This is a genomic window from Streptomyces sp. NK08204 (genome assembly GCF_020400585.1).
Classification (GTDB): Bacteria; Actinomycetota; Actinomycetes; order Streptomycetales; family Streptomycetaceae; genus Streptomyces.
The window spans coordinates 49,457-69,418 of sequence record NZ_JAINVF010000016.1 but is presented as its reverse complement, the minus strand read 5'-3'; the positions used below and the strand labels follow the sequence as shown (position 1 = coordinate 69,418).

The 19,962-nt window shown below is 70.2% G+C and carries 17 protein-coding genes; 7 read left to right on the top strand and 10 right to left on the bottom strand.

Features of this window, described 5'->3' with window-relative positions:
• Positions 1-121: 121 nt before the first annotated feature.
• Together K7G59_RS23060 and K7G59_RS23055 are read left to right on the top strand one after the other, a co-directional pair.
• Positions 122-625, top strand: a complete 504-nt coding sequence (locus K7G59_RS23060) for a sigma factor-like helix-turn-helix DNA-binding protein (protein WP_225837210.1) — start codon at positions 122-124, stop codon at positions 623-625.
• Between the two features lie 25 nt (positions 626-650).
• Positions 651-899, top strand: coding sequence for a hypothetical protein (locus tag K7G59_RS23055; RefSeq protein WP_225837208.1), 249 nt, complete (start codon positions 651-653; stop codon positions 897-899).
• Positions 900-994: 95 nt separating this feature from the next.
• Here K7G59_RS23055 and K7G59_RS23050 read toward each other — a convergent pair whose 3' ends face one another.
• The gene (locus tag K7G59_RS23050; RefSeq protein WP_225837205.1) at positions 995-2,149 is read right to left on the bottom strand and encodes a cystathionine gamma-synthase; all 1,155 of its coding nucleotides are present in this window, start codon (positions 2,147-2,149) and stop codon (positions 995-997) included.
• Between the two features lie 166 nt (positions 2,150-2,315).
• On the opposite strand from K7G59_RS23050, the gene K7G59_RS23045 reads away from it, so the two are divergent.
• Positions 2,316-3,434, top strand: coding sequence for a hypothetical protein (locus K7G59_RS23045; RefSeq protein ID WP_225837203.1), 1,119 nt, complete (start codon positions 2,316-2,318; stop codon positions 3,432-3,434).
• 317 nt (positions 3,435-3,751) lie between these two features.
• Here K7G59_RS23045 and K7G59_RS23040 read toward each other — a convergent pair whose 3' ends face one another.
• Complete coding sequence (locus K7G59_RS23040; RefSeq protein WP_225837201.1) at positions 3,752-4,657, bottom strand: aromatic prenyltransferase; 906 nt, start codon at positions 4,655-4,657, stop codon at positions 3,752-3,754.
• A gap of 1,494 nt (positions 4,658-6,151) precedes the next feature.
• Between K7G59_RS23040 and K7G59_RS23035 the strand changes: the two genes are divergently transcribed.
• Positions 6,152-6,892, top strand: coding sequence for a hypothetical protein (locus tag K7G59_RS23035; RefSeq protein WP_225837184.1), 741 nt, complete (start codon positions 6,152-6,154; stop codon positions 6,890-6,892).
• 100 nt (positions 6,893-6,992) lie between these two features.
• Here the strand turns inward: K7G59_RS23035 and K7G59_RS23030 are convergent, their stop codons facing one another.
• On the bottom strand, positions 6,993-8,033 hold the full coding sequence (locus tag K7G59_RS23030; RefSeq protein ID WP_225837182.1) for an NAD(P)-dependent alcohol dehydrogenase: 1,041 nt from the start codon (positions 8,031-8,033) through the stop codon (positions 6,993-6,995).
• A gap of 188 nt (positions 8,034-8,221) precedes the next feature.
• On the opposite strand from K7G59_RS23030, the gene K7G59_RS23025 reads away from it, so the two are divergent.
• The gene (locus K7G59_RS23025) at positions 8,222-9,136 is read left to right on the top strand and encodes a helix-turn-helix domain-containing protein (RefSeq protein WP_225837180.1); all 915 of its coding nucleotides are present in this window, start codon (positions 8,222-8,224) and stop codon (positions 9,134-9,136) included.
• 91 nt (positions 9,137-9,227) lie between these two features.
• Here the strand turns inward: K7G59_RS23025 and K7G59_RS23020 are convergent, their stop codons facing one another.
• From K7G59_RS23020 to K7G59_RS23005, 4 genes are all read right to left on the bottom strand, one after another.
• Positions 9,228-9,740 carry a hypothetical protein gene (locus K7G59_RS23020; RefSeq protein WP_225837177.1) on the bottom strand — a complete coding sequence of 171 codons (513 nt, stop codon included), beginning with the start codon at positions 9,738-9,740 and terminating at the stop codon, positions 9,228-9,230.
• Positions 9,741-9,883: 143 nt separating this feature from the next.
• A complete protein-coding gene (locus K7G59_RS23015) occupies positions 9,884-13,186 on the bottom strand; it encodes a S8 family peptidase (RefSeq protein WP_225837175.1) in 3,303 nt (1,100 codons plus the stop codon).
• 383 nt (positions 13,187-13,569) lie between these two features.
• The gene (locus K7G59_RS23010) at positions 13,570-14,817 is read right to left on the bottom strand and encodes an Ig-like domain-containing protein (protein WP_225837172.1); all 1,248 of its coding nucleotides are present in this window, start codon (positions 14,815-14,817) and stop codon (positions 13,570-13,572) included.
• Between the two features lie 227 nt (positions 14,818-15,044).
• Positions 15,045-15,392 (bottom strand): hypothetical protein, encoded by a 348-nt coding sequence (locus K7G59_RS23005; protein WP_225837170.1) that lies wholly within the window; start codon positions 15,390-15,392, stop codon positions 15,045-15,047.
• 109 nt (positions 15,393-15,501) lie between these two features.
• Here K7G59_RS23005 and K7G59_RS23000 point away from each other — a divergent pair, with 109 nt between their 5' ends.
• Positions 15,502-15,828 carry a hypothetical protein gene (locus K7G59_RS23000; protein ID WP_225837168.1) on the top strand — a complete coding sequence of 109 codons (327 nt, stop codon included), beginning with the start codon at positions 15,502-15,504 and terminating at the stop codon, positions 15,826-15,828.
• Positions 15,829-15,880: 52 nt separating this feature from the next.
• Entirely contained in the window at positions 15,881-16,678 is a 798-nt protein-coding gene (locus tag K7G59_RS22995) for a hypothetical protein (RefSeq protein WP_225837166.1), read from the top strand.
• On the opposite strand, the gene K7G59_RS22990 is transcribed toward K7G59_RS22995, so the two are convergent.
• The 3 genes from K7G59_RS22990 to K7G59_RS22980 form a co-directional block, all read right to left on the bottom strand.
• On the bottom strand, positions 16,627-17,013 hold the full coding sequence (locus K7G59_RS22990; protein ID WP_225837164.1) for a hypothetical protein: 387 nt from the start codon (positions 17,011-17,013) through the stop codon (positions 16,627-16,629). The genes K7G59_RS22995 and K7G59_RS22990 overlap by 52 nt on opposite strands.
• A 94-nt stretch (positions 17,014-17,107) precedes the next feature.
• Positions 17,108-18,646, bottom strand: coding sequence for a histidine ammonia-lyase (hutH, locus tag K7G59_RS22985; RefSeq protein ID WP_225837342.1), 1,539 nt, complete (start codon positions 18,644-18,646; stop codon positions 17,108-17,110).
• An 88-nt stretch (positions 18,647-18,734) separates the two neighbouring features.
• Entirely contained in the window at positions 18,735-19,877 is a 1,143-nt protein-coding gene (locus K7G59_RS22980; RefSeq protein WP_225837162.1) for a GGDEF domain-containing protein, read from the bottom strand.
• Positions 19,878-19,962: the final 85 nt, after the last annotated feature.

Here is a 19,962-nt window from a genome sequence, read left to right as displayed (position 1 = left end):
ATGCGGCGGGGCCCGGACCCTTGACCCGGGGCCGCGGCTGGCCTCATATGAGACCAGGTCCTGCGTCGTGCGCGGTCCGCCTGGCCGGTACCGGGCAGGGCCCCGTCGAGGGGGAGGCGCGGTGCGTGATCGGCAGGCATTGCGTGGGGCCCGTCGGGCCCGGGAGTTCGAGGCGTTCGTCGCGGGCGCGGCAGGGCGGCTGCTGCATGCCGCCACGCTGCTCACCGGGGAGGCGCCGGACGACAACCCGCGCGCGCGGCGCCTGCTGGCGCTGGCTCTCGCCCACACGTACGCCCGCTGGGACCGGCTGCGCGGCGAGGACCCCTACGACTGCGCCCGCCGGTACCTGGCCACGCGCTTCGCGCGCGGAATGTGGCAGCAGTACGGCGCCTTCGGCCGTGCCCGCCCGCACCCGGGCGGCCCGCTCGCCGTCCTCGACCCCCTGGAGCGGCTCATCGTGGTGCTGCGGCTGTACGAGGGCGTCGCCGCGGACCAGGCGGCGGCTCTGCTGGGACTGACCGTGGAGCGTGTGCACACCGTCTGCGACCGCGCGACCGCCACGCTGCTGCATCCCGTACGGCCGCCCGCACCGCGCGCGGTGGGCAGGAAGGTCGCGCCGTCATGAGCCCACGGCACACGGGGAGGGCCCGGTGAACCGGACCGAGCGGGAGGCCGCCGCACGGCGGCTCATGGAGCGGACGCCACCGCCGGTGCCGCCTGATCTGTACGCGGAGGTGGTGCGCCGCGGCACCCGTCTGCTGCGGCGCCGACGGCTGGCTGGCTGGTCGCTGTGGCTGCTGCTGTGCGCCGCCGTGGTGGTGTTCGCCGTGTGGGCGGCGAACGCGCGCCCGTGGGCGGAGCGGCCCTCGCAGACGACGCCGGTCGTCACCAGCTGGTGACGGGCCGGCGGGCCCTGCGCCCACCGGACCGGGTCAGGCCGGCGCAGGGCCCGCCGGCCAGGTTCTGCCAGCCGGGGGCCCGCCGGCCAGTTCTGCTAGCCCAGGGCCTGCTGGAGGTCCTCCAGCAGATCGTCGACGTTCTCGATGCCCACGGACAGGCGCACCAGGTCGGCGGGGACCTCCAGGGCGGAGCCGGCGGCGGAGGCGTGCGTCATGCGGCCCGGGTGCTCGATGAGGGACTCGACACCGCCCAGCGACTCGCCGAGGGTGAACACCTTGGCACGGTTGCACACCTCGACGGCGGCCTCTTCGCCGCCCTCGACCCGGAAGGACACCATGCCGCCGAACGCCTTCATCTGCTTGGCGGCGACCTCGTGGCCGGGGTGGTCCGGCAGGCCCGGGTAGAGGACGCGCGTCACGCGCGGGTGCCGGGTCAGCATGTCGGCGATCTTCGTGGCGTTCTCGCTGTGCCGGTCCATGCGCACGGCGAGGGTCTTGGTGCCGCGCAGCACCAGCCAGGAGTCGAAGGGGCCGGCGACGGCGCCCATCGCGTTCTGGTGATAGGCCAGTTCCTCGCCCAGCGCCTGGTCGGAGACGATCAGCGCACCGCCGACCACGTCCGAGTGGCCGCCCATGTACTTGGTCAGGGAGTGCACGACGACGTCGGCGCCGAGCGCCAGCGGCTGCTGGAGGTAGGGAGTCGCGAAGGTGTTGTCGACGACGAGCTTGGCCCCCGCTTCATGGGCGATCTGAGCGACGGCGGCGATGTCGGTGATGCCGAGCAGCGGGTTGGAGGGGGTCTCCACCCATACGGCCTTGGTCTTCGGGGTGATCGCGGCGCGCAAGGAGGCCGGGTCGCTGGTGTCGGCCACGGACCACTCCACGCCCCACCGGCTGACGACCTTGGCGAAGAGGCGGAAGGTGCCGCCGTAGGCGTCGTTGGGGATCACCACGTGGTCGCCGGGAGTGAGCAGCGTCCGCAGCAGGGTGTCCTCGGCCGCCAGGCCGGACGCGAACGCGAGCCCGCGCCTGCCGCCCTCCAGCGCGGCGAGGTTCTCCTCCAGGGCGGTGCGGGTCGGGTTGGCGCTGCGGCTGTACTCGTAGCCGCCGCGCAGCCCGCCGACGCCGTCCTGCTTGTAGGTCGAGACCTGGTAGATGGGCGGGACGACCGCGCCGGTGAGGGGATCCGCGGTGTTGCCCGCATGGATCGCGAGGGTCTCGAAGTGCTGGCTGTCATGAGTGTCGCTCATTGCACCGAGCGTAGTGCGCCTGGCCGGATGATGACGTACGGATGAGGGTCTCGTCCGGGCCGTGCGGAGGCGGCCGCATATGCCTGTCATGAGCCGGCCGGAAGTTTTCCACAGGCGCCAGGAGGGGGGTTGGCCATTTGTCGGCGGCGTCTGGTTCGCTTGAGGCATGGTGATTCTCTGGCTGCTGATGGCGCTGCTCATGCTGAGTTTCGTGCTGCTTCCGGTCATCCGGCGCAGGCGCGGGCTGATCGAGCAGGTCACGCCCGATCACCCCGATGCCGCCGACCCGGCCGACTACGGCTTCCTGCGCCAGGAGGAGCTGGACGTGCGCATGCCCGGCCCGGACCAGGACCTGCTGGACGTCCTGGAACTGGTGGAGCGCACGCATGACTACCGCGCGGCGGCCCAGCTGCTGGCCGGTACGGAGAGCGAAGGGGAGCTGCGCTGGCAGCGCGTGCAGGCCTTCGCCGGTGCCGCGGCCCTGGAGCTGCAGCAGCGGCCGGGCGGGGTGCACGAGACGCCGGGGGGCCAGTGGCTCAGGGTGTGGCGGGTCGAGCAGCCCAGGGACGCGGGCGGCGCGGCCGTGCACGCCGAGTTCCTGGTGCAGCAGGCCTGGCGGACGTCACGACCCGGCACGGAGGACTTCCGGATCATCATGGAGGAGGCCCGGGAGGCGTGCGGCCAGGCGGCGCTGCTGGCCCCCGGCGACCCGGTTCCGTACATCGTCGAGCTGTCCGTCGCCCGTGCCCTCGCCTACCCCCGGCCGGAGTTCGAGCAGCTGTGGCTGAAGATCCTCGACCGCGCGCCGAACCACATGGGTGCGCATCTGGCGGCGCTGCACTACTGGTGCGAGAAGTGGCACGGCTCACGTGAGCTGGCGTACTCCTTCGCCGAGAGCGCGGCGGCCCGTGCACCGCAGGGCTCGCTGCTCGCCGCGCTGCCGCTGTTCGCGGTGTTCGAGCACCTTCCCGAGGTCAACCTGGTCGCGGGCTTCTACCAGAGCGAGGTCGTCACCAGGGCGATCCACGGCGCACTGCACGCGGTGCACGCCGCCCGCCCCGACGACCCGATGCTCGCGCACGTGCGCCATCTGCTGGTCTTCTTCCTGGTACGGGCCGAGAGCTGGACGGAGGCCATGCGCGAGCTGATACACGTCGACGGTCACGTCGGCGCGCTCCCCTGGACCCTGTCCGCCGACCCGGCCGCCGAGTTCGCGCTCTACCGCGCGCTGGCCGTGGCCGGTTACGAGGCGAACGGCGGCAGCCCGGCGACGCTGCCCGGCTGACCCGAGGGCACACCTGGCCGGGATTCCGCCTGCCCTTGCGGACGTCCTCGCACCAGTCGGCCCGCTGCGGCCGGCCCCGCTCCCGGCCCGACGGGGCCCTTGGTGCACCGAATCGGCCGCATGGCCGACCTACCGGGCGTCGGCCGCGGAGTTCGTCCAGCGGCGGATGCCCGGGAAGCGCTCGAACGGCCACTACGCCAGGGCGGACGCCGGACAGGGCCGCCGGCCGGGCGGGGCGGGATGCGTCGCCTCGCCCGAACCGGCAGCGACGGAGGACCGCCGGCCTGCGCGGTCAGTTCGGGCTCGCCCGGAGTACGTCAGCCGGCAGCGGGGTCGATCAGCATCTGCTTCAGCATCTGAGGCCGCCACCGGTAGTACGACTGGACCTTGTGGTATTCGCCCTTGGAAGACGCGGCGATGGCGTAGACGAACCTGCGTTCGCCATCGGCACACGGCACCTTTTTCGAGAACTTCTCAATTTCGAAGTCGACCGGAATGGGAAGTTCCGTCAGGTCCTGGGTCATTCTGGCGTAGCACATCCGCTCGACCTTCGGGGAATCCCAGCTCAAGGTCGCATAGATTCCGAATGCCTCCTGGCCGAACTCCAGCAGCTGCTGGGTCGGATCCGGGAGACCCATTTCGCTGTGCATCGACAGGATGGTCTTCTGCTCGAAACATTCAGCGGGCGGCTTGCTGAAGTACAGGTTCACCGTTCGGTGCCGGTAATCGATTCCGATCAGGCTCACCTCGCCGTCCAGGCCGTGACGGGCGAAGGTGTCGAGATTCTCGGCCAGGCTGCGCGGCATGGACGGAATCTCGGCAAGCTTCGACAGCTCCTGCATATTCTCCGGAGAGAAGAACAGCCAGGTCTTCTTGAAGCCGCCCACGACCCCGAAGTCAATGGCGTAGGCCCCGACAGGACACCGTTCCTCGATGTCCGAGAGCAGGACACCGACGGGGTGGTCGGTGTCCGTCAGCAAGCCCGTCGACAGAGCCTGCTTGTACGGGTCGATTTCACCCGGGGCCATCGTGAAGCGGCAGTCGAGATCCCCCGCGTGGCGCGTACCGGTCCCCGCCCTGAAAGCGATCACAGCATCCGCGAGCGCGTCTTCGTACGCCGTCAGGACAGGCCAGACCTTGTCGCGCGAGCAGTCCACGCCCAACAGCTCGGCCGACTCCTCTATAGCCGAATACAGGTCTTCCGCACCGGTTATTCCGGACATAATACCCCCGTTGAGATTTTTCGCATTTCTATGGACGAAGAGCCCTACGGTCCAGACCGTAACTCGGGGCACAATATTCTCGCTAGGGCCGCGGAAGTGAAGTCATTCGACAATGACTTGGGTCGGAGACGAGGCGGCCGGGTCGGAGGTGACCGGTCCGAACACGGCCGGCTGGGACCGCAGCATGGCGATGCCTGCGATCCGCGGCCACGACCGCGCTTACATGCGCCTGCCCCATTGTCAGTGCCGCACATCACAATCCACGCCGTGGATGTGAGGTCTGATTTTGCGCTGCAACTGCAGCTGGAGTGCCTCGCGGAGCATGTCGTGGATCCCCGGGTCAAGGACGCGCTCGAAGCAGCGTGCATGCACATGACCGGTGGGCGCAGCCGTAACCGCAGGGACGGGAAACTGCTCATCGGCCTGCTGCAGCACGTACGGTCCACGGCGGCGACTGCGGATGAGTGGCAGGTCGTGCGACTGGTGCAGGACTCACTGGACTATGCCGAAGGGCGGATCCTGCGGCCCGAGTTCGAGGAGCGATACCGGCTGTTTCAGCGACCGACAGCGTCGTTGAGCTCTCACCAGGACTATCTTGCAAGGTCGCTCTCCGCGATTCTGAAGTTCTTCGCGCAACTCGGCAACGACTACCTGAATCAGCATCCTGAGTCGAGCCCGAGCGAGCTGCTCGCCCATGTGGGGGCTGTCGGCGGCGACGCGCGTATCTGCAACAGTCGCAGAGCGGCCGGGACGGTACCGGATCCTTCGTGGCAGTGCCGAGGTCGCCGCATGGCTCGAGCAGGTCGTCCTCGAGCGGGTCGGCCTGGAAGACCCGGAGCAAGCTGCCCGCCGCATCGTGATGTCCCCCGGCTCCCTGGCGGTCCTGGCGGTCCTGGCGGCGGACAACGAGGGTCGGCTGCTGCTGCGAGCCGCAGAGGTCCAGCGGCGCAGGCACGACCTCAAGGCACTGTGCAAGGTGGTGGAGGATCCCGAGCGAACGAATCGGACCTGCAACGCGCCCTGGACGGTCAGCACTGGATCCTCGGCGGCCAGTTCGCAAGCCAGGCGGTACGGCGCCGCCTGGTTCCGGGAGACGAAATGGACATCCCTCGGATCCGCGGGGACGGCACCCTCCACATCGTCGAGCTGAAGCTGTCCATGGGCCTGCGTGGCTCCCTCGTCAAGAAACACCGGGGATGCTGGGTCCCGACGTCTGAAGTGCACGACGCTGTGAGCCAAGCCGTGAACTAGCTGGTCGGCCTGGACGAACACCGGCTCCGTATCCGGGACGAACTCGGCATCGAGACTCGCCGGGCAAGCGCACTCGTGAACCGTCCCGCCCTGCGGCGCAGCCGACAGCACCCCTGCACGGCGGCGTCCCGCCCGCATCCGGCAGTCGGCGCGGGTGGTGGGCGGCAGAAATCGGGCGACGAGGGCGGGGCTCGCGTCGTACAGTCGCCGTTCCGCGCGGGGGCGCGTCGGGGAGGAGCGAGGGTGCACGAGCGTCAGGTGTTCTTGGTCGGTGGTGGGTGGGACGCCGCCGAGCTGTACGAGCCGTTTCTGCGGGCCGCAGGTGGGAGCGGCGCGCGGATCGGGTGTGTGATCGTGGACGAGGGGGACGGGGCCGCGCAGTTCGAGCGGTATGCGGGAGCGCTGAGCAAGGCCGGTGCGACGCGTGCGCCCGAGCCGCTGCTCGTGCCGCTCGGCGGGCGGTTCGAACCGGATCGGGCGCTCGACGGGATCGACGGGCTGCTGGTGTGCGGCGGACTCACCCCGGCCTACCAGGAGGCGTTCGCCGGGTGCCTGGAACGGCTGCCGGAGCTGCTCGCCGAGCGCGGTGTGCCGTACGCGGGCTTCTCCGCCGGCGCCGCACTCGCCGCCCGGCGGGCCGTGGTCGGCGGGTGGCTGCTGGACGGGGTTGCGGTGTGTCCGGAGGAGACCGGCGAGGACCTGGCCGAGGTCGAGGTACGGGCCGGGCTGGGGCTCGTACCGTTCGGTGTCGATGTCCACGCCGCCCAGTGGGGGACACTGGCGCGGCTCGTCGCGGCGGTCGGGCGCGGGGACATGCCGTACGGAGTCGCCGTGGACGAGAACACCCTGCTGGAGGTGGCCGGCACCAGGGCCCGGGTGACGGGGCTCGGGCGTGTTCACGTTGTACGGCCCGGCGGGGAGGAACGCCAGGGGGGCGTGTACGTGCGGGCGTACCGCGCGGGCCAGGATTTCCCGGTCGCGTAGGGGCGCAGCGCACCACCACACCCGCCGCTGTTCGGCGCCGGCAGGTGCGGTGGTGCTCACGGCTGCCGGCGGCCGGTGCGGCTGCCGGGGCGGGTGAGGGTCAGATCGTCGCCGTGTCGATCACGAAGCGGTAGCGGACGTCGCTGGACAGGACCCGCTCGTACGCCTCGTTGATCTGCTCCGCGTCGATCAGTTCGATCTCCGCGCCGATGCCGTGCTCCGCGCAGAAGTCCAGCATCTCCTGGGTCTCGCGAATGCCGCCGATCATGGAGCCGGCGAGGGTCTTACGACCGCCGATCACCGAGAAGAGGTTGAGGGAGACAGGTTCCTCGGGGGCGCCCACGTTCACCAGCGCGCCCTCCGCCTTGAGCAGGGACAGGAGCGCACCGAAGTCCATGGGGGCCGACACCGTCGAGATGATCAGGTCGAAGGTGCCACGCAGTTCGTCGAAGGTCTTCGGGTCGCTGGTGGCGTAGTAGTGGTCGGCGCCCAGCTTCAGGCCGTCGTCCTTCTTGCGCAGGGACTGCGAGAGGACCGTGACCTCCGCGCCCATCGCGTGCGCGAGCTTGACGCCCATGTGGCCGAGGCCCCCGAGGCCGACGATCGCGACCTTCTTCCCGGGACCGGCGTTCCAGTGGCGCAGCGGGGAGTACGTGGTGATGCCGGCGCACAGCAGCGGGGCGGCCACGTCGAGGGAGAGTCCGTCCGGGATGCGGACGACGTAGTTCTCGTCGACGACGATCTTCTCGGAGTAGCCGCCGTAGGTGGGCTCGCCGTCCCTGCCGATGGCGTTGTACGTGCCGGTCATGCCCTTGAGGCAGTACTGCTCCAAGCCCTTGACGCAGTACTCGCACTCGCGGCAGGAGTCGACCATGCAGCCGACGCCCACCCGGTCACCGACGGCGAACCCGGTGACGCCGGAGCCGACCTCGCGGACGACGCCCGCGATCTCGTGGCCGGGGACCATGGGGAATATCGCCTCGCCCCAGCCCTCGCGCGCCTGGTGGATGTCGGAGTGGCAGATGCCGGCGAACTTGATGTCGATCAGGACGTCGAACTCACCGACCGCGCGCCGCTCGATGGTCGTCCGCTCCAGCGGGGCCTTCGCGGCGGGCGCGGCGTACGCAGCAACAGTGGTCATGCCGAGGGTTCTCCTAGCGGAACTGTGAGCGGGTCTCGTGCCCGGTCGTTTTCACCTGTGCGGCCTCAGCCTGCCGGACGGTTCGCGCGGGACCCAGACCACGCCTTTGCGTACGACTGTCGTGCGTACTACTGACGGTGTCAGGTTCCCATGCGTAGGACCAGCCGGGACAGCCGATACTGGGCGGTATGGACGAACAGGCGGAAGCCGCAGCCGGCCGGCCCCTGGACCGGCGGGCCGAGCTGAGCGAGTTCCTGCGCAGCCGCCGGGCCCGGCTGAAGCCGGAGGACGTGGGCCTGGCCGTCTTCGGCCGGCACCGCCGGGTGCCGGGGCTGCGCCGCGAGGAGCTGGCGCAGCTGGCCGGGGTCTCGGTGGCGTACTACACGCGTCTGGAGCAGGGCAACGGCCGGAACGTCTCGGGGGAGGTGCTGGACTCGATCGCGCGTGCCCTGCGCCTGACCGACGCGGAGCACGCGCATCTGACCCATCTGGCCAAGCCGAAGGCGCACAAGAAGAAGCCCGCCGCGCGGCAGCAGCAGGTGCGGACCGCGCTGCGGCATCTGCTGGACTCGATGGAGGGGGTGCCGGCGTACGTGGTCGGGCGGCGCGCGGAGATCCTCGCCTGGAACCGGACGGCGGCGGCCCTGTTCGGCGACTGGGGGCAGCTGCCGCCCGCCGAACGCAACTGGGCACGGCTGGTGTTCCTGAAGCCGGAGTACCGCGAGCTGTTCGTCGACTGGGATCAGAAGGCGATCGACATCGTCTGTGCCCTGCGCATGAACGCCGGCTGTTACCCGGACGACCCGAGGCTGTCCGCTCTCGTCGGTGAACTCTCCGTCAAGAGCGAGGAGTTCCGGCGGCTGTGGGCCACGCACGACGTCAAGGAGAAGAACCACGGCGTCAAGCGCTTCCACCATCCGCTGGTGGGCGAGCTGTCCCTGAACTTCGAGTCCTTCCGCCTGTCGGACGACACGGACCAGACGCTGGTGACGTACCACGCGGAACCCGGCTCCTCCAGCGCCGACTCCCTGCGTCTGCTGTCCAGCTGGGGCACGGACACACCCCACCGGGCGCCGTCCGCCGAGCCTTGGCCCCGGTCCTAGTCCTGTCCCCTGGTCCTCTCCCCTGGTCCTGTCCCCTGACGCTCGCCCCTGGTCCTGTCCTGGTCCTGTCCTGGTGCTGTCCTAGCCTGTCCTAGTCCTGGATGCCGAGGTCGGCCCTCATCAGGCGGCGCATCGTCGTCAGCAGTGGGTCCGCCTGTTTCAGGTCCTGCAGGGACCGCTCGGCGCTCTCGCCCTCGCGGGCCAGTCCGCGGTCCAGACGCTTGATGACGGCGTCGATGCCGGCGAGCACCTCGTTGACGGCGCGGGAAGCGTCCAGGACGCGCTCGGGTACGACCATCTGCGCCTCGGCGTAACGGTCGCGGTACTCCCGGCGGGCCTCCTCCAGCTGCTCACGGTCGTGCTCGGTGTAGACGCCGTCCCGGAGCCGGTGCAGGGCGTCCTTGAGGAGCGTGTGGAACTGCCGGGAGGCACGGTTCATCGCGGTGTACGCGGCGCGCCGTTCCTCGAACAGCAGCCTGCGCTCGGCGCGTTCGGTTTCCCGGACCTGTTGGCGTGCCGCGTGGCGCTGACTCAGCACCGGGGCGAGGAGCGTGCCGAGGACGCCGACGACGGCGGTGATCATGGCGGAGAGTGCTGCGGTCACGAGGGGACCCTACGTCGTTCGGCCAGCCGGGCCTTCATGCGTGCGCACAGGCACGGACGGCCCGTCGGAAGCTGTGCCTCCGGCGGGCCGTCCGCTCATGGACTGCTCAGTCCACGCCTACTCGGTCCACTGGGTACGGCGGCTCACTTGCCGTAGTACGCGTCGTGGATCGTGATCGTCGACGTGTTGCCCTGCTTGTCGGCGATCTTGGCGCGGAAGGAGACGGACTTGCCCTTCGCGGGGTTCTTCACGGTGATCTTTCCGCCGCGGACGTCGACCTTCTTCCAGGTCTTGCCGTCGTAGGAGACGTACACCGCCAGGGACTTCAGGTTGCTGCCCGCGGCCGAGCCCTCGACGGTGACCGGGAAGGTGACCGTCTTCCCGGCGTCGACGCGGCTGTCCAGGCCGGTCGTGGCGCCGAAGTGCAGGGCGGAGGCGGGGAGCTTCACCGAGCCGGTGGACGGCTTCTTGGAGTGGAAGGTCCAGGTCGCGTCGATCCGCGAGGACGCCGCCGCGACCTTCGCCGACCGCTTGACCGAGGTGGTCAGCTTGTAGGCGCCGTCACCGGAGGGGACCTTGAAGGTCTTCTCGCCGAACAGCGGGTCGTCGTTGGAGCCGACCTTGACGCCGTCGCGGTACAGGGTGGTGGTCACCGAGGTGAACTGCGAGTACCCGGCGTCCTTGGCGGAGTCGGCGACCAGCGGCAGGGAGCCGTAGATCCGGTTGCCCTCGCGGTAGAGACCGAAGTCGGCGCCCACGTGCGGGCCGAAGACCGCGGTGCTGACCGTCTTCTTGTAGGTCTGGCCGGCCTTGAAGACCTGGTCGCCGAGCGCGTACGACACCTCGGTGACCGGGAAGCCGTCCTGGTCCACACCGCCGACCTGCTCGAACTCCAGCCCCCACCTCGTGCCGTCCTTCGCGGACAGGTGCAGGGTGCGGCTGCCGGGCAGCTTCTGCTGGATGCCGACGGAGGAGGCGCTGGAGCTGCCGGGCAGCCAGCCGACCGCGCTGACGGAGCCCTTCTTGCCGCTCGCAGCCGCACCCATCCGGACCTTGACGGTGGCCAGGTCGCTCGCCTTGTAGTGCTTGGTGTAGCCGGTGGCGAGCCGGGTGACCGGGCCGCCGCTGGTGACGTCGTACTCCTCGGCCGTGCCCTTGGTCCAGTGGGCGTCCCACTGCTGGAACAGCGAGCCGGCGGGCAGCTGCGGGCCCAGGTGGGCGGTGTGGAAGTTCTTGTACGAGTCCAGGAACCAGCCGTAGCCGTACTGGCCGTCCCCGACCGTGACGTCGTACTCCGGCGCGGCGAACTCCGGCTTGACGCCCGTGGCCGGGACGGTGACGTCCACCGGCTTGGCCTTGCGTGCGTCGATCGTGATCGTCTGCTTCTTGGTGATGCTCAGCTTCGGCTGGGCGATCCAGTCGATGCCCTTGGCGGCGTTGTCCGGGTCCGCGTAGGTGGAGCTGTTGAGGATGTACGTGCCCTTGGGGACGTGCACCTTCACCGTGCCGGACGGGTCGTAGGGGTTCAGCTGGGTGCCGTTCGCCAGGCCGGCGACGCCGCTGAGGTCGGCGTCGTAGTACTTGGCGGGCTTTCCGTCACGCCCGACGAACTTCAGCGTGACGTCGTACGACTCCACCTCGCGCTGCACCGCTGCGGCCGTGCGGACGCTCTGCCCGCCGCCCGTCGCCGTCACATAGGCGGAGTACGCGCCGTCGAGGGTGCCGCCGAGCCTGGTGTCGGCCGTGAGGTTGACGGACGCCTTGCCGTGCGCCGGGACGGTCACCTTGGTCGCGCCCAGCTTGAAGAAGCCCGCCGGAGCCGTGTGGCCCTTGGGGTCGCTGGCGGTGGCCGCGAGGGTGAGGGTGACGTCCTTGGTGCCGAGGTTGCGGTACGTCACCTTCTTGGTGACCGGCTTGTCGTCGGTGTGCGGCCACGCTTGGGTGCCGAAGCTCACCGAGACCGGGTCGGCGACCACGGACTGCTTGATGGCCTTGTCGACCGCGATACGGCCCGAACCCTGCTGGAACGGCGTGTAGTCGCCGCCCTTCGCGGAGCCGGTGAGGGCGCCCTTCAGCTCGGCGTAACCCCAGTCGGGGTGTTCCTGCTTGAGGATCGCGGCGGCGCCCGCGACGTGCGGGGTGGCCATCGAGGTGCCGGAGATGGTCAGGTAGCCCTCGGGCTTCTCGCCGACCTCCTGGTCGATGACGCTGCCCTTGGCGGCGGCGGCCGTGATGTCCACACCGGGCGCGGTGACGTCCGGCTTGATCGCGCCGTCGCCGTTGCGCGGTCCGGTGGAGGAGAAGTCGGCCAGCTTGTCCTTCTTGTCGACGGCGCCGACGGTGAGCGCGGCGTCCGCGCTGCCCGGCGAACCGATCGAGTGGGGGCCCTCGTTGCCCGCGGCGATCGCGAACAGGACGCCCTTGTCGGCGGAGAGCTTGTTGACCTCGGCCTCGAGCGGGTCGATGCCGGGCGAGTCGTAGCCGCCGAGGCTCAGGTTGATGACGGAGGCGCCCTGGTCGGCCGCCCACTCCATGCCGGCGAGGATGCCGGAGTCGTCGCCGGAGCCGGTGTCGTCCAGGACCTTGCCGTTGAGGATCTTGGCGTCCGGGGCCACGCCCTTGTACTTGCCGCCCGACTTGGCGCCGGTGCCCGCCACGATGGAGGCGACGTGGGTGCCGTGGCCGAAGTGGTCGGTGGCGTCGGCGGCGGAGGTGAAGTTCCTGGACGCGATCACCTGGTCCTTGAGGTCCGGGTGGGTGGTGTCCACGCCCGTGTCGAGGACGGCGACCTTCACGCCCTTGCCGGTGTAGCCGGCCGCCCACGCGGTGGGGGCGCCGATCTGCGGAACGGACTGGTCGAGGGCGGCCTTGCGGACGCCGTCGAGCCAGACGTGGGCGATGCCGGAGGCGGTGCGGTCGCCGTGGGTCACGGCGTGCCACAGCGCGGCGGTGTCCTTGACCGGGGTCTGCACCGCGTCCGCGTTCAGTGCGGTGAGGCTGCGGCGCAGGGTGCCCGCGCCGCGGACGCCGGACTTGGCCGCCGCGGCGGCACCGCGGTACTGGACGATGACCTTCAGGCCGTTCTTCTGGGCCCTGCGGGTGGCGGCCTTGTTCAGCTCGGTGACGTCGAACAGCCGCTGGTCCAGCTTGCCGGAGGCGACCAGGTGGGCCGCGTCGGCGGGGATGACCAGGGTGTGCCCCTCGGCCTTGCGGACCTGGAAGGGTATGTGCTCGCGGCCCTTGGCCCGCTGAAGTCCCACGACGCGGCCCTTGGCGTCGAGGGCGACACGGTCGCCGGTGATCAGTGTGACGTGGTGCCTCGCGGTGTGCGAGGAGGCAGCGGTGAGGGCGCGCTGCTCGGGCTTCGCCGACGCGGGGCTGGTCATACCCGCTGCGAGGGCGACGGCTGCGGCGGTGGCCACGGTGGCCGCAGCAGCTCTCTTCACTTGTCTGCGCAAGTTCTCCCCCTGGAGATGAAGTACCGGGCGAATTCCCCGTTCACCCAGCCGGGGGTGGTCTCGTGCGCATATGCGACACCCCCCGGAGCACAAAGTATGCCGGGGGGTTGATCTCATCGATCAATACCGTTACAGAACCGGGAAGTTGCGGGCCCATGTTCCGGCCGGTCGTGATCCGTCCTTTGCGGACGGCCTCAGCCGCGGGGCCTTCCTCGCGGTCGGGGAGCCGTGGGTGACCACGGCGAACGTCGAACCGCCGCATGTTGCGGGGGAGTTCGGGTTCTGCTCGGCGTAGGCCGATTCCGCAAGGCGCCGGAAAACACCGATGCCGCCCCCGGGGGGGGCGGCATGGAGAGTTCGTGAACGGGCTGTCAGACGGCCGAACCGGCCTTCCACTGCGCCCAGTCCATGTTCCAGCCGTTCAGGCCGTTGTCCGGGGAGACGGTCTTGTCACCGGTGTTCTGGACGACCACCACGTCACCGATGAGCGAGTTGCTGAAGAACCACGCGGCCGGCATGTTCGGGTCGCCCGCGCCCTTCTTGTCCTGCAGGCCGACACAGCCGTGGCTGGTGTTGACGTTGCCGAACACCGAGGGGGCGCCCCAGTAGTTGCCGTGGATGAAGGTGCCGGAGTTGGTCAGGCGCATGGCGTGCGGCACGTCCTTGATGTCGTACTCGCCCTTGCCGTCGTCGTCCGTGAACCCGACCGTCGCGCCGTTCATGCGCGTCTCCTTGAACTTCTCCGAGATCACCATCTGCCCCTCGTACGTGGTGTGCTCGGGGGCGCCGGCGGAGATCGGGATGGTCTTGATGACCTTGCCGTCCTGCGTGACCTTCATCTGCTTGGTCTTCGCGTCGACGTAGGAGACCTGGTTGCGGCCGATGTGGAAGGTGACCGTCTTCTGCTGCACGCCATAGACACCGGAGGCGCCCTCGACCCCGTCGAGCGCGAGCTTCAGCGTGACGGTGGAGCCCGCCTTCCAGTACTGCTCCGGGCGGCAGTCCATGCGATTGGCGTTGAACCAGTGGCAGACGACCTCCTGGCCGCTGCTGGAGGTGACCGTGATGCCCTTCTGCACGGCCACCTTGTTGGCGATCGCCTTGTCGAAGTTGATCGACACCGGCATGCCCACGCCGACGGTGGCGCCGTTGTCCGGGGTGAAGCTGCCTATGAAGCTGTTGGCCGGGGAGACCGTGGTGAAGGAGGCGTTCTCGTGGGCCGTGCGGCCCGCGGAGTCCTTGGCCTCGGCGGCGACCTTGTAGGTGGTGGACCGCTCCAGCTGGACGCTGGGCTTCCAGCTCGTCCTGTCGGCGGACAGCTGACCGGCGACGGCCTTGCCGTCCGACGTGGTCATCGTGACGCCGGTGAGCGTGCCCTTGCTGACCGTGACGGCGGCCGAGTTGTTGATGGAGGCGTTGTTCGAGCCGTCCTTCGGCGTGATCGTGATCTGCGCCTCGGACGACTTCTTCGCCGCGGCCTCGTCGACCTTGGCCTGCGAGGTGTCGCCGTGGTCAGCCCCCTTGGCGTCATCGCCGCCGGAGCAGGCCGTGAGCACGAGCACACCACCGAGCAGTGCGGACGCGGCCATGAGACCCCTGCGCCGCTTACTGTCCGTCATCACAAGCTTCTCCATCATTGCCGAGTCGCGAAAACCTCGAAAGCCCCCGTTACGAGCCTTCAACGCTACGAACGATTCGTCCGCTTCCACACCCCGCTGTGCTGTGGGGCACACCACGTCCGCGGCGCGGCCGGTGATGCCGGCGATCGGGAGTCGTCCGTGCGGTCCCTGAGACGACAAAACCCCGGACGGCGGTTGCCGTCCGGGGCGAGGTGTCCCCCCGACGCTCAGCCGATGCCGTCGTCCTCTTCGTCGTCGTCCTGCCCATCATCCCCGTCCATGTCCCAGTCGGGTGAGTCGGGGTCGTACTCGATGTGCTCACTGGACCAGGACGCCTGCTGGAGTTCCGTTCCGGGCACCTCACTGACCAGGTCGAACGGATCCACGAGATAGGCGAGGGCCTCCGCAGTGTCTTCGGTCACAGTGCTCTCGGCGTGCGTCCGCTCCTCCGCCGGCACGTCCGGATCCGCGGCGAGCCTGCGCAGCGCCGCCTTGGTCACCTCCTCCACGTCCTGCACTTCGAGGACCAGCTCCACACGAAGCCGTACAAATCGTGATGTCTCTTCAGTGCTCATGGCGCGAGCGTACGACTGAAACCTCTTGTGACTTTCCCGTGACCCGCGCCTTTCACTAACATCGCCCCACACGGCCAATTCACCAGCGTCACAAGGGGATCGATATTCCGTGTCATCCGCTCGCCGCCCGCTGCTGACCGCCACTGCCGCCGGCACCCTGCTGTGCGCCCTGTGGTTCGTCCCCTCCGCCAACGCCTCACCGGGCGCCCCGGCGAGAGCCGCGGTGCGGGAAGTCGCGTCGACGCAGGTCACCCAGCAGGCCCAGGCGGTGTCGACGGTGACCGCCGAAGGGGCTACAGGTGCCGCCGCGGGTACCGAACTCGCCGACACCGGAGCCTTCGACACCACTCCGTACATCGTCGGCGGCACCGTTTTCCTCGCCCTCGGAGCCGGATTCGTGACGTATTCGGTACGCCGGGAGCGCCTGGGTTTTTAGCCTCTCTTAGTTTCTCTTGACTATCCTTTGACGGACCGCGCATAGTCCGATCATGAAGAGATCATCGGGCGTGCGGCTGTGCGCCACCGCAGCTGTGAGCGCGCTGTCGCTCGCCCTCATCACCGGCTGTTCCGACGGGGGTTCGAAGGACTCCGGGAACGCCAAGGACACGAACGCGGCCAAGCCCGCCGCGAAGGCGCTGAGCGCCGCGGAGCTGAAGCAACTGATCATCGCCAAGGGCGAGGTCAGCGGATACCAGGTCCAGGCCGTCACCGGCGGCACCCCCGGCCGGAGCGAGGTGAAGGCCGCCGACTCCCGGTGCGACCCGCTGCTCCACGTCCTGACCGGCCAGGCGCCGGTCGACGCGCCGGCGGAGACCAACCGCATGGCCATGGAGGAGAAGAAGAAGGACCCCACGGACGACGCGACGTCCCTGGACGACATGGCCGACGGCAAGCTCGAGGACGCGATCAACAAGTCCATGGACCGGGACACCACGGTGGTCGTCCTGTCCTCGTACGACGGGGACGGCGCCGAGCAGGCCCTGAAGTCCGTCTCGGACGCGGTGCAGGCCTGCGCGGGCGGCTTCAAGGGCTCCCAGGGCGGCACGAAGGCCACGTTCACGAAGGTCGCCGAGGAGAAGTCCTCCGGCACCGGCGATGCGTCGGTCGCCTTCGCCGCGACCAGCGACATGGAGGACGGGGACACGGCCCCGGTGCACGCCGAGGTCGCCCGGTACGGGAACACGCTCGTGTCGTACACCACGATCAACATCGGCGCGATGATGGGCAAGAAGCCCTACGCGGTGTCGGCGCCGGTCGTCAAGGCCCAGGCGGCGAAGCTGAAGTAGCAAGGGCTGCGGCCCCGCTCGGCGGCGATCGCACGGGCGGCGGCCTTCTCCCGCAGCCGGCCGGCCATGCGGATGCGGTCGGCCTCACCCAGGTCGCGGGACGGAACGGATGAAGGCGGCGCCTCCTGGTAGGTCGGAGGCGCCGCCTTCTCGCGGCCTTGGTGGGCGTGGCGGCCGTTGCGCCACTTCCTGCCGGTCCGGACGTCGATACCCATGATCCGGCAGGCCTCCCTGCTGCTGCAGCCCTGCGGCACGAGCTGGAAGTATGCCGCCCGCTCACGGGTCAGCTTCTTCCGTCCCTGCGGCCTCCGGTCCTTACGGATCCGGAAGTCCATCGCACCCCTTCAGCTGGGGTGTTGCGACGACCACCAGAACCCGGGAACGTCCGGCAGGGCCCCTTCGTACGCACGGTGCGCACGGTGCGGGGTCTTACCGCAGCGGGCCGGTGACCTTCTCCACGGCCGCCACGAGGTCGCCCCCGCGCACGAAGGCGTCGGCGGCGGCCAGGTCGGGCGCCAGGAACCGGTCCGGACCCGGACCGCCCACGCCGGCGGCACGCGCGGCCTCGATGACGGCCTGGGAGGCGGGCGCCGGGGTGAGGCCCTCGCGCAGCTCGACGGCGCGCGCGGCGGCGTACAGCTCGATCGCGATGACCCGGGTGAGGTTGTCGACGGCGGTGCGCAGCTTGCGCGCGGCCGACCAGCCCATGGACACGTGGTCCTCCTGCATCGCGGAGGACGGGATGGAGTCCGCGGAAGCCGGTACGGCGAGCCGCTTCAGCTCGCTGACCAGTGCGGCCTGCGTGTACTGGGCGATCATCAGGCCGGAGTCGACACCCGCGTCGTCGGCGAGGAACGGCGGCAGGCCGTGGCTGCGGTTCTTGTCCAGCAGCCGGTCGGTGCGGCGCTCGGCGATGGAGCCGAGGTCGGCGGCGGCGATGGCGAGGAAGTCCAGGACATAGGCCACCGGGGCACCGTGGAAGTTGCCGTTGGACTCCACGCGTCCGTCGGGCAGCACGACCGGGTTGTCGACGGCGGAGGCCAGCTCGCGCTCGGCGACCAGGCGGGCGTGCGCGAGGGTGTCACGGCCGGCGCCGGCGACCTGCGGGGCGCAGCGCACCGAGTAGGCGTCCTGCACACGGGGGGCGTCGTCCTGGTGATGCCCGGTCAGGCCCGAGCCCTTCAGCACGGCCAGCATGTTGGCGGCCGAGTCGCCCTGACCCGGGTGCGGCCGGATGGCGTGCAGCTCGGGCGCGAGGACCTTGTCGGTGCCGAGCAGCGCCTCCAGGGAGAGGGCGGCGGTGACGTCGGCGGACTTGTACAGGGTGTCCAGGTCGGCGAGGGCCATGATCAGCATGCCGAGCATGCCGTCGGTGCCGTTGAGGAGGGCCAGACCCTCCTTCTCGCGCAGCTCGACGGCCTCGATGCCGTGCTCGGCGAGCAGCTCGCCGGCGGGGCGCACGGCTCCGTCGGGGCCCTCCGCGTCGCCCTCGCCCATGAGGGTCAGGGCGCAGTGGGAGAGCGGGGCCAGGTCGCCGGAGCAGCCGAGGGAGCCGTACTCGTGCACGACCGGGGTGATCCCGGCGTTGAGCACGTCGGCCATGGTCTGGGCGACCTCGGGCCGCACGCCGGTGTGCCCGGAGCAGACGGTCTTGAGCCGGAGGAACATCAGGGCGCGGACGACTTCCCGCTCGACCCTCGGGCCCATCCCGGCGGCGTGCGAGCGGACGATGTTGCGCTGCAGCTGGGTGCGCAGTTCCTGGCTGATGTGCCGGGTCGCGAGGGCTCCGAAACCGGTGGAGACGCCGTAGACCGGGTCCGGCTTGGCCGCCAGCGCGTCCACGATCTCCCGGGCGGCCGTGAGCGCCGCGACCGCCTCCGCCGACAGCTCGACGCGGGCGCCGCCGCGCGCCACGGCGAGAACGTCGGACGCCGTGACACCGGACGTCCCCACCACCACAGTGTGCATATCCATATTCAGGAGCGTACGCATTGAATGCGGAGATGTCACTAGTGGGGAGCGGGGGCACCCCTTACCACCGGCTGTGGCCTTCGCCTCACGGCTGTCGGCCACGGAACCGGCGCCGCTCGGCTCGTGCCGGCGAGGGCTCGTCCGCCAGCCGTACGACCGGATCGCCCGGACCCTCCCGGCCGGCCACCACCGGCCGCCGGGCGCGCAGGGCCTTGGCCCGGTACTGCGCGGCGTCCGCCAGCCGGAACAGCCGTCGCGCGGAGCGGACGTCGCCGATCGGGTCCTCGGTCGAGGCGACCCCGCAGGCGACCCCCTCCCCCAGCTCCAACACGCTTGCCCGGCGGCACAGTTCGTCCGCCGCCTTGACGACCTCGTCGACGGGCGGGCCGACTGCGAGCAGGCAGAACTCGTCGCCGCCCAGCCGCGCGGCGAGCGCTCCCGGCACCATCGCGCCACACAGGGACAGTACCGAGCCGAAGCGTTCGAGGAGCCGGTCGCCGACGGCGTGCCCGAGGGTGTCGTTGACCCGCTTGAGACCGTTGAGGTCGCAGACGACGAGGGTGACGCCGACCCCTTCGGTGCGGTGACGCTCGACGGCCTCCTCCAGGCGGACGTCGACGGCACGGCGGTTGGCGAGGCCGGTCAGTGCGTCGGTGTACGCGAGCCGGCGGGCCTCTTCCAGTCGCTCGGTCTGCGCGATGCCCGCGGCGACGACGGCGGCCAGGACGGTGGCGAAGTCGGCGTCGGCCCGCTCGAACACCGGCTCGCCGGCCGCGCGGGCGACATACAGTTCGCCCCAGGCCCGGCCGTGCAGCACGACGGGCGCGACCACGCAGCAGCCGCGGCCCCTGCGGCGCAGGGCGGCGACCCGCTGGTGGAAGTAGCCGGGGGTCCCGGCCGCGGTCCCCTCCGCGGTCTCCACCCATGCGTGGGGCTCGCCGCCGCCCGCCCAGCGCTCGTGCAGGAACTCGGCGATCTCCGGGAACTGGTGCACCGGGTAGGCCTCCGTCTCCGGGAACTCCTCCTCGTCCGGGGCCCGGTCCCCGACGTTCACGAGGACCCGCAGCCGCCCCAGCTCCCGCTCCCAGGCCGACAGTGCGGCGAAGCTCCCGTCCAGCGCCCGGCACGCACCGAGCGCGGCGGCCCGCCACGACTCCCGCGGAGTGTGTGCCGCCGCCATCCCCTGCGCCAGCGCCACCACAGCGGCGAGCCGCTTGTCCTCACCCATCACACCAGGTTAGGGATGACATGAGATGAATGCGGATATTGCGCAGCTGTGCGCAGTCGCGCCTCGTCCCGGCCGTCCGCAGCGC

Excerpts from the sequence above, each read along its gene's own strand:
- K7G59_RS23050 (WP_225837205.1), bottom strand. The coding sequence starts at position 2,149 with ATGAGCGACACTCATGACAGCCAGCACTTCGAGACCCTCGCGATCCAT.
- K7G59_RS23045 (WP_225837203.1), top strand. The coding sequence starts at position 2,316 with ATGGTGATTCTCTGGCTGCTGATGGCGCTGCTCATGCTGAGTTTCGTG.
- K7G59_RS23040 (WP_225837201.1), bottom strand. The coding sequence starts at position 4,657 with ATGTCCGGAATAACCGGTGCGGAAGACCTGTATTCGGCTATAGAGGAG.
- K7G59_RS23030 (WP_225837182.1), bottom strand. The coding sequence starts at position 8,033 with ATGACCACTGTTGCTGCGTACGCCGCGCCCGCCGCGAAGGCCCCGCTG.
- K7G59_RS23025 (WP_225837180.1), top strand. The coding sequence starts at position 8,222 with ATGGACGAACAGGCGGAAGCCGCAGCCGGCCGGCCCCTGGACCGGCGG.
- K7G59_RS23010 (WP_225837172.1), bottom strand. The coding sequence starts at position 14,817 with ATGACGGACAGTAAGCGGCGCAGGGGTCTCATGGCCGCGTCCGCACTG.
- K7G59_RS23005 (WP_225837170.1), bottom strand. The coding sequence starts at position 15,392 with ATGAGCACTGAAGAGACATCACGATTTGTACGGCTTCGTGTGGAGCTG.
- K7G59_RS22995 (WP_225837166.1), top strand. The coding sequence starts at position 15,881 with ATGAAGAGATCATCGGGCGTGCGGCTGTGCGCCACCGCAGCTGTGAGC.
- K7G59_RS22990 (WP_225837164.1), bottom strand. The coding sequence starts at position 17,013 with ATGGACTTCCGGATCCGTAAGGACCGGAGGCCGCAGGGACGGAAGAAG.
- hutH (WP_225837342.1), bottom strand. The coding sequence starts at position 18,646 with ATGCACACTGTGGTGGTGGGGACGTCCGGTGTCACGGCGTCCGACGTT.
- K7G59_RS22980 (WP_225837162.1), bottom strand. The coding sequence starts at position 19,877 with ATGGGTGAGGACAAGCGGCTCGCCGCTGTGGTGGCGCTGGCGCAGGGG.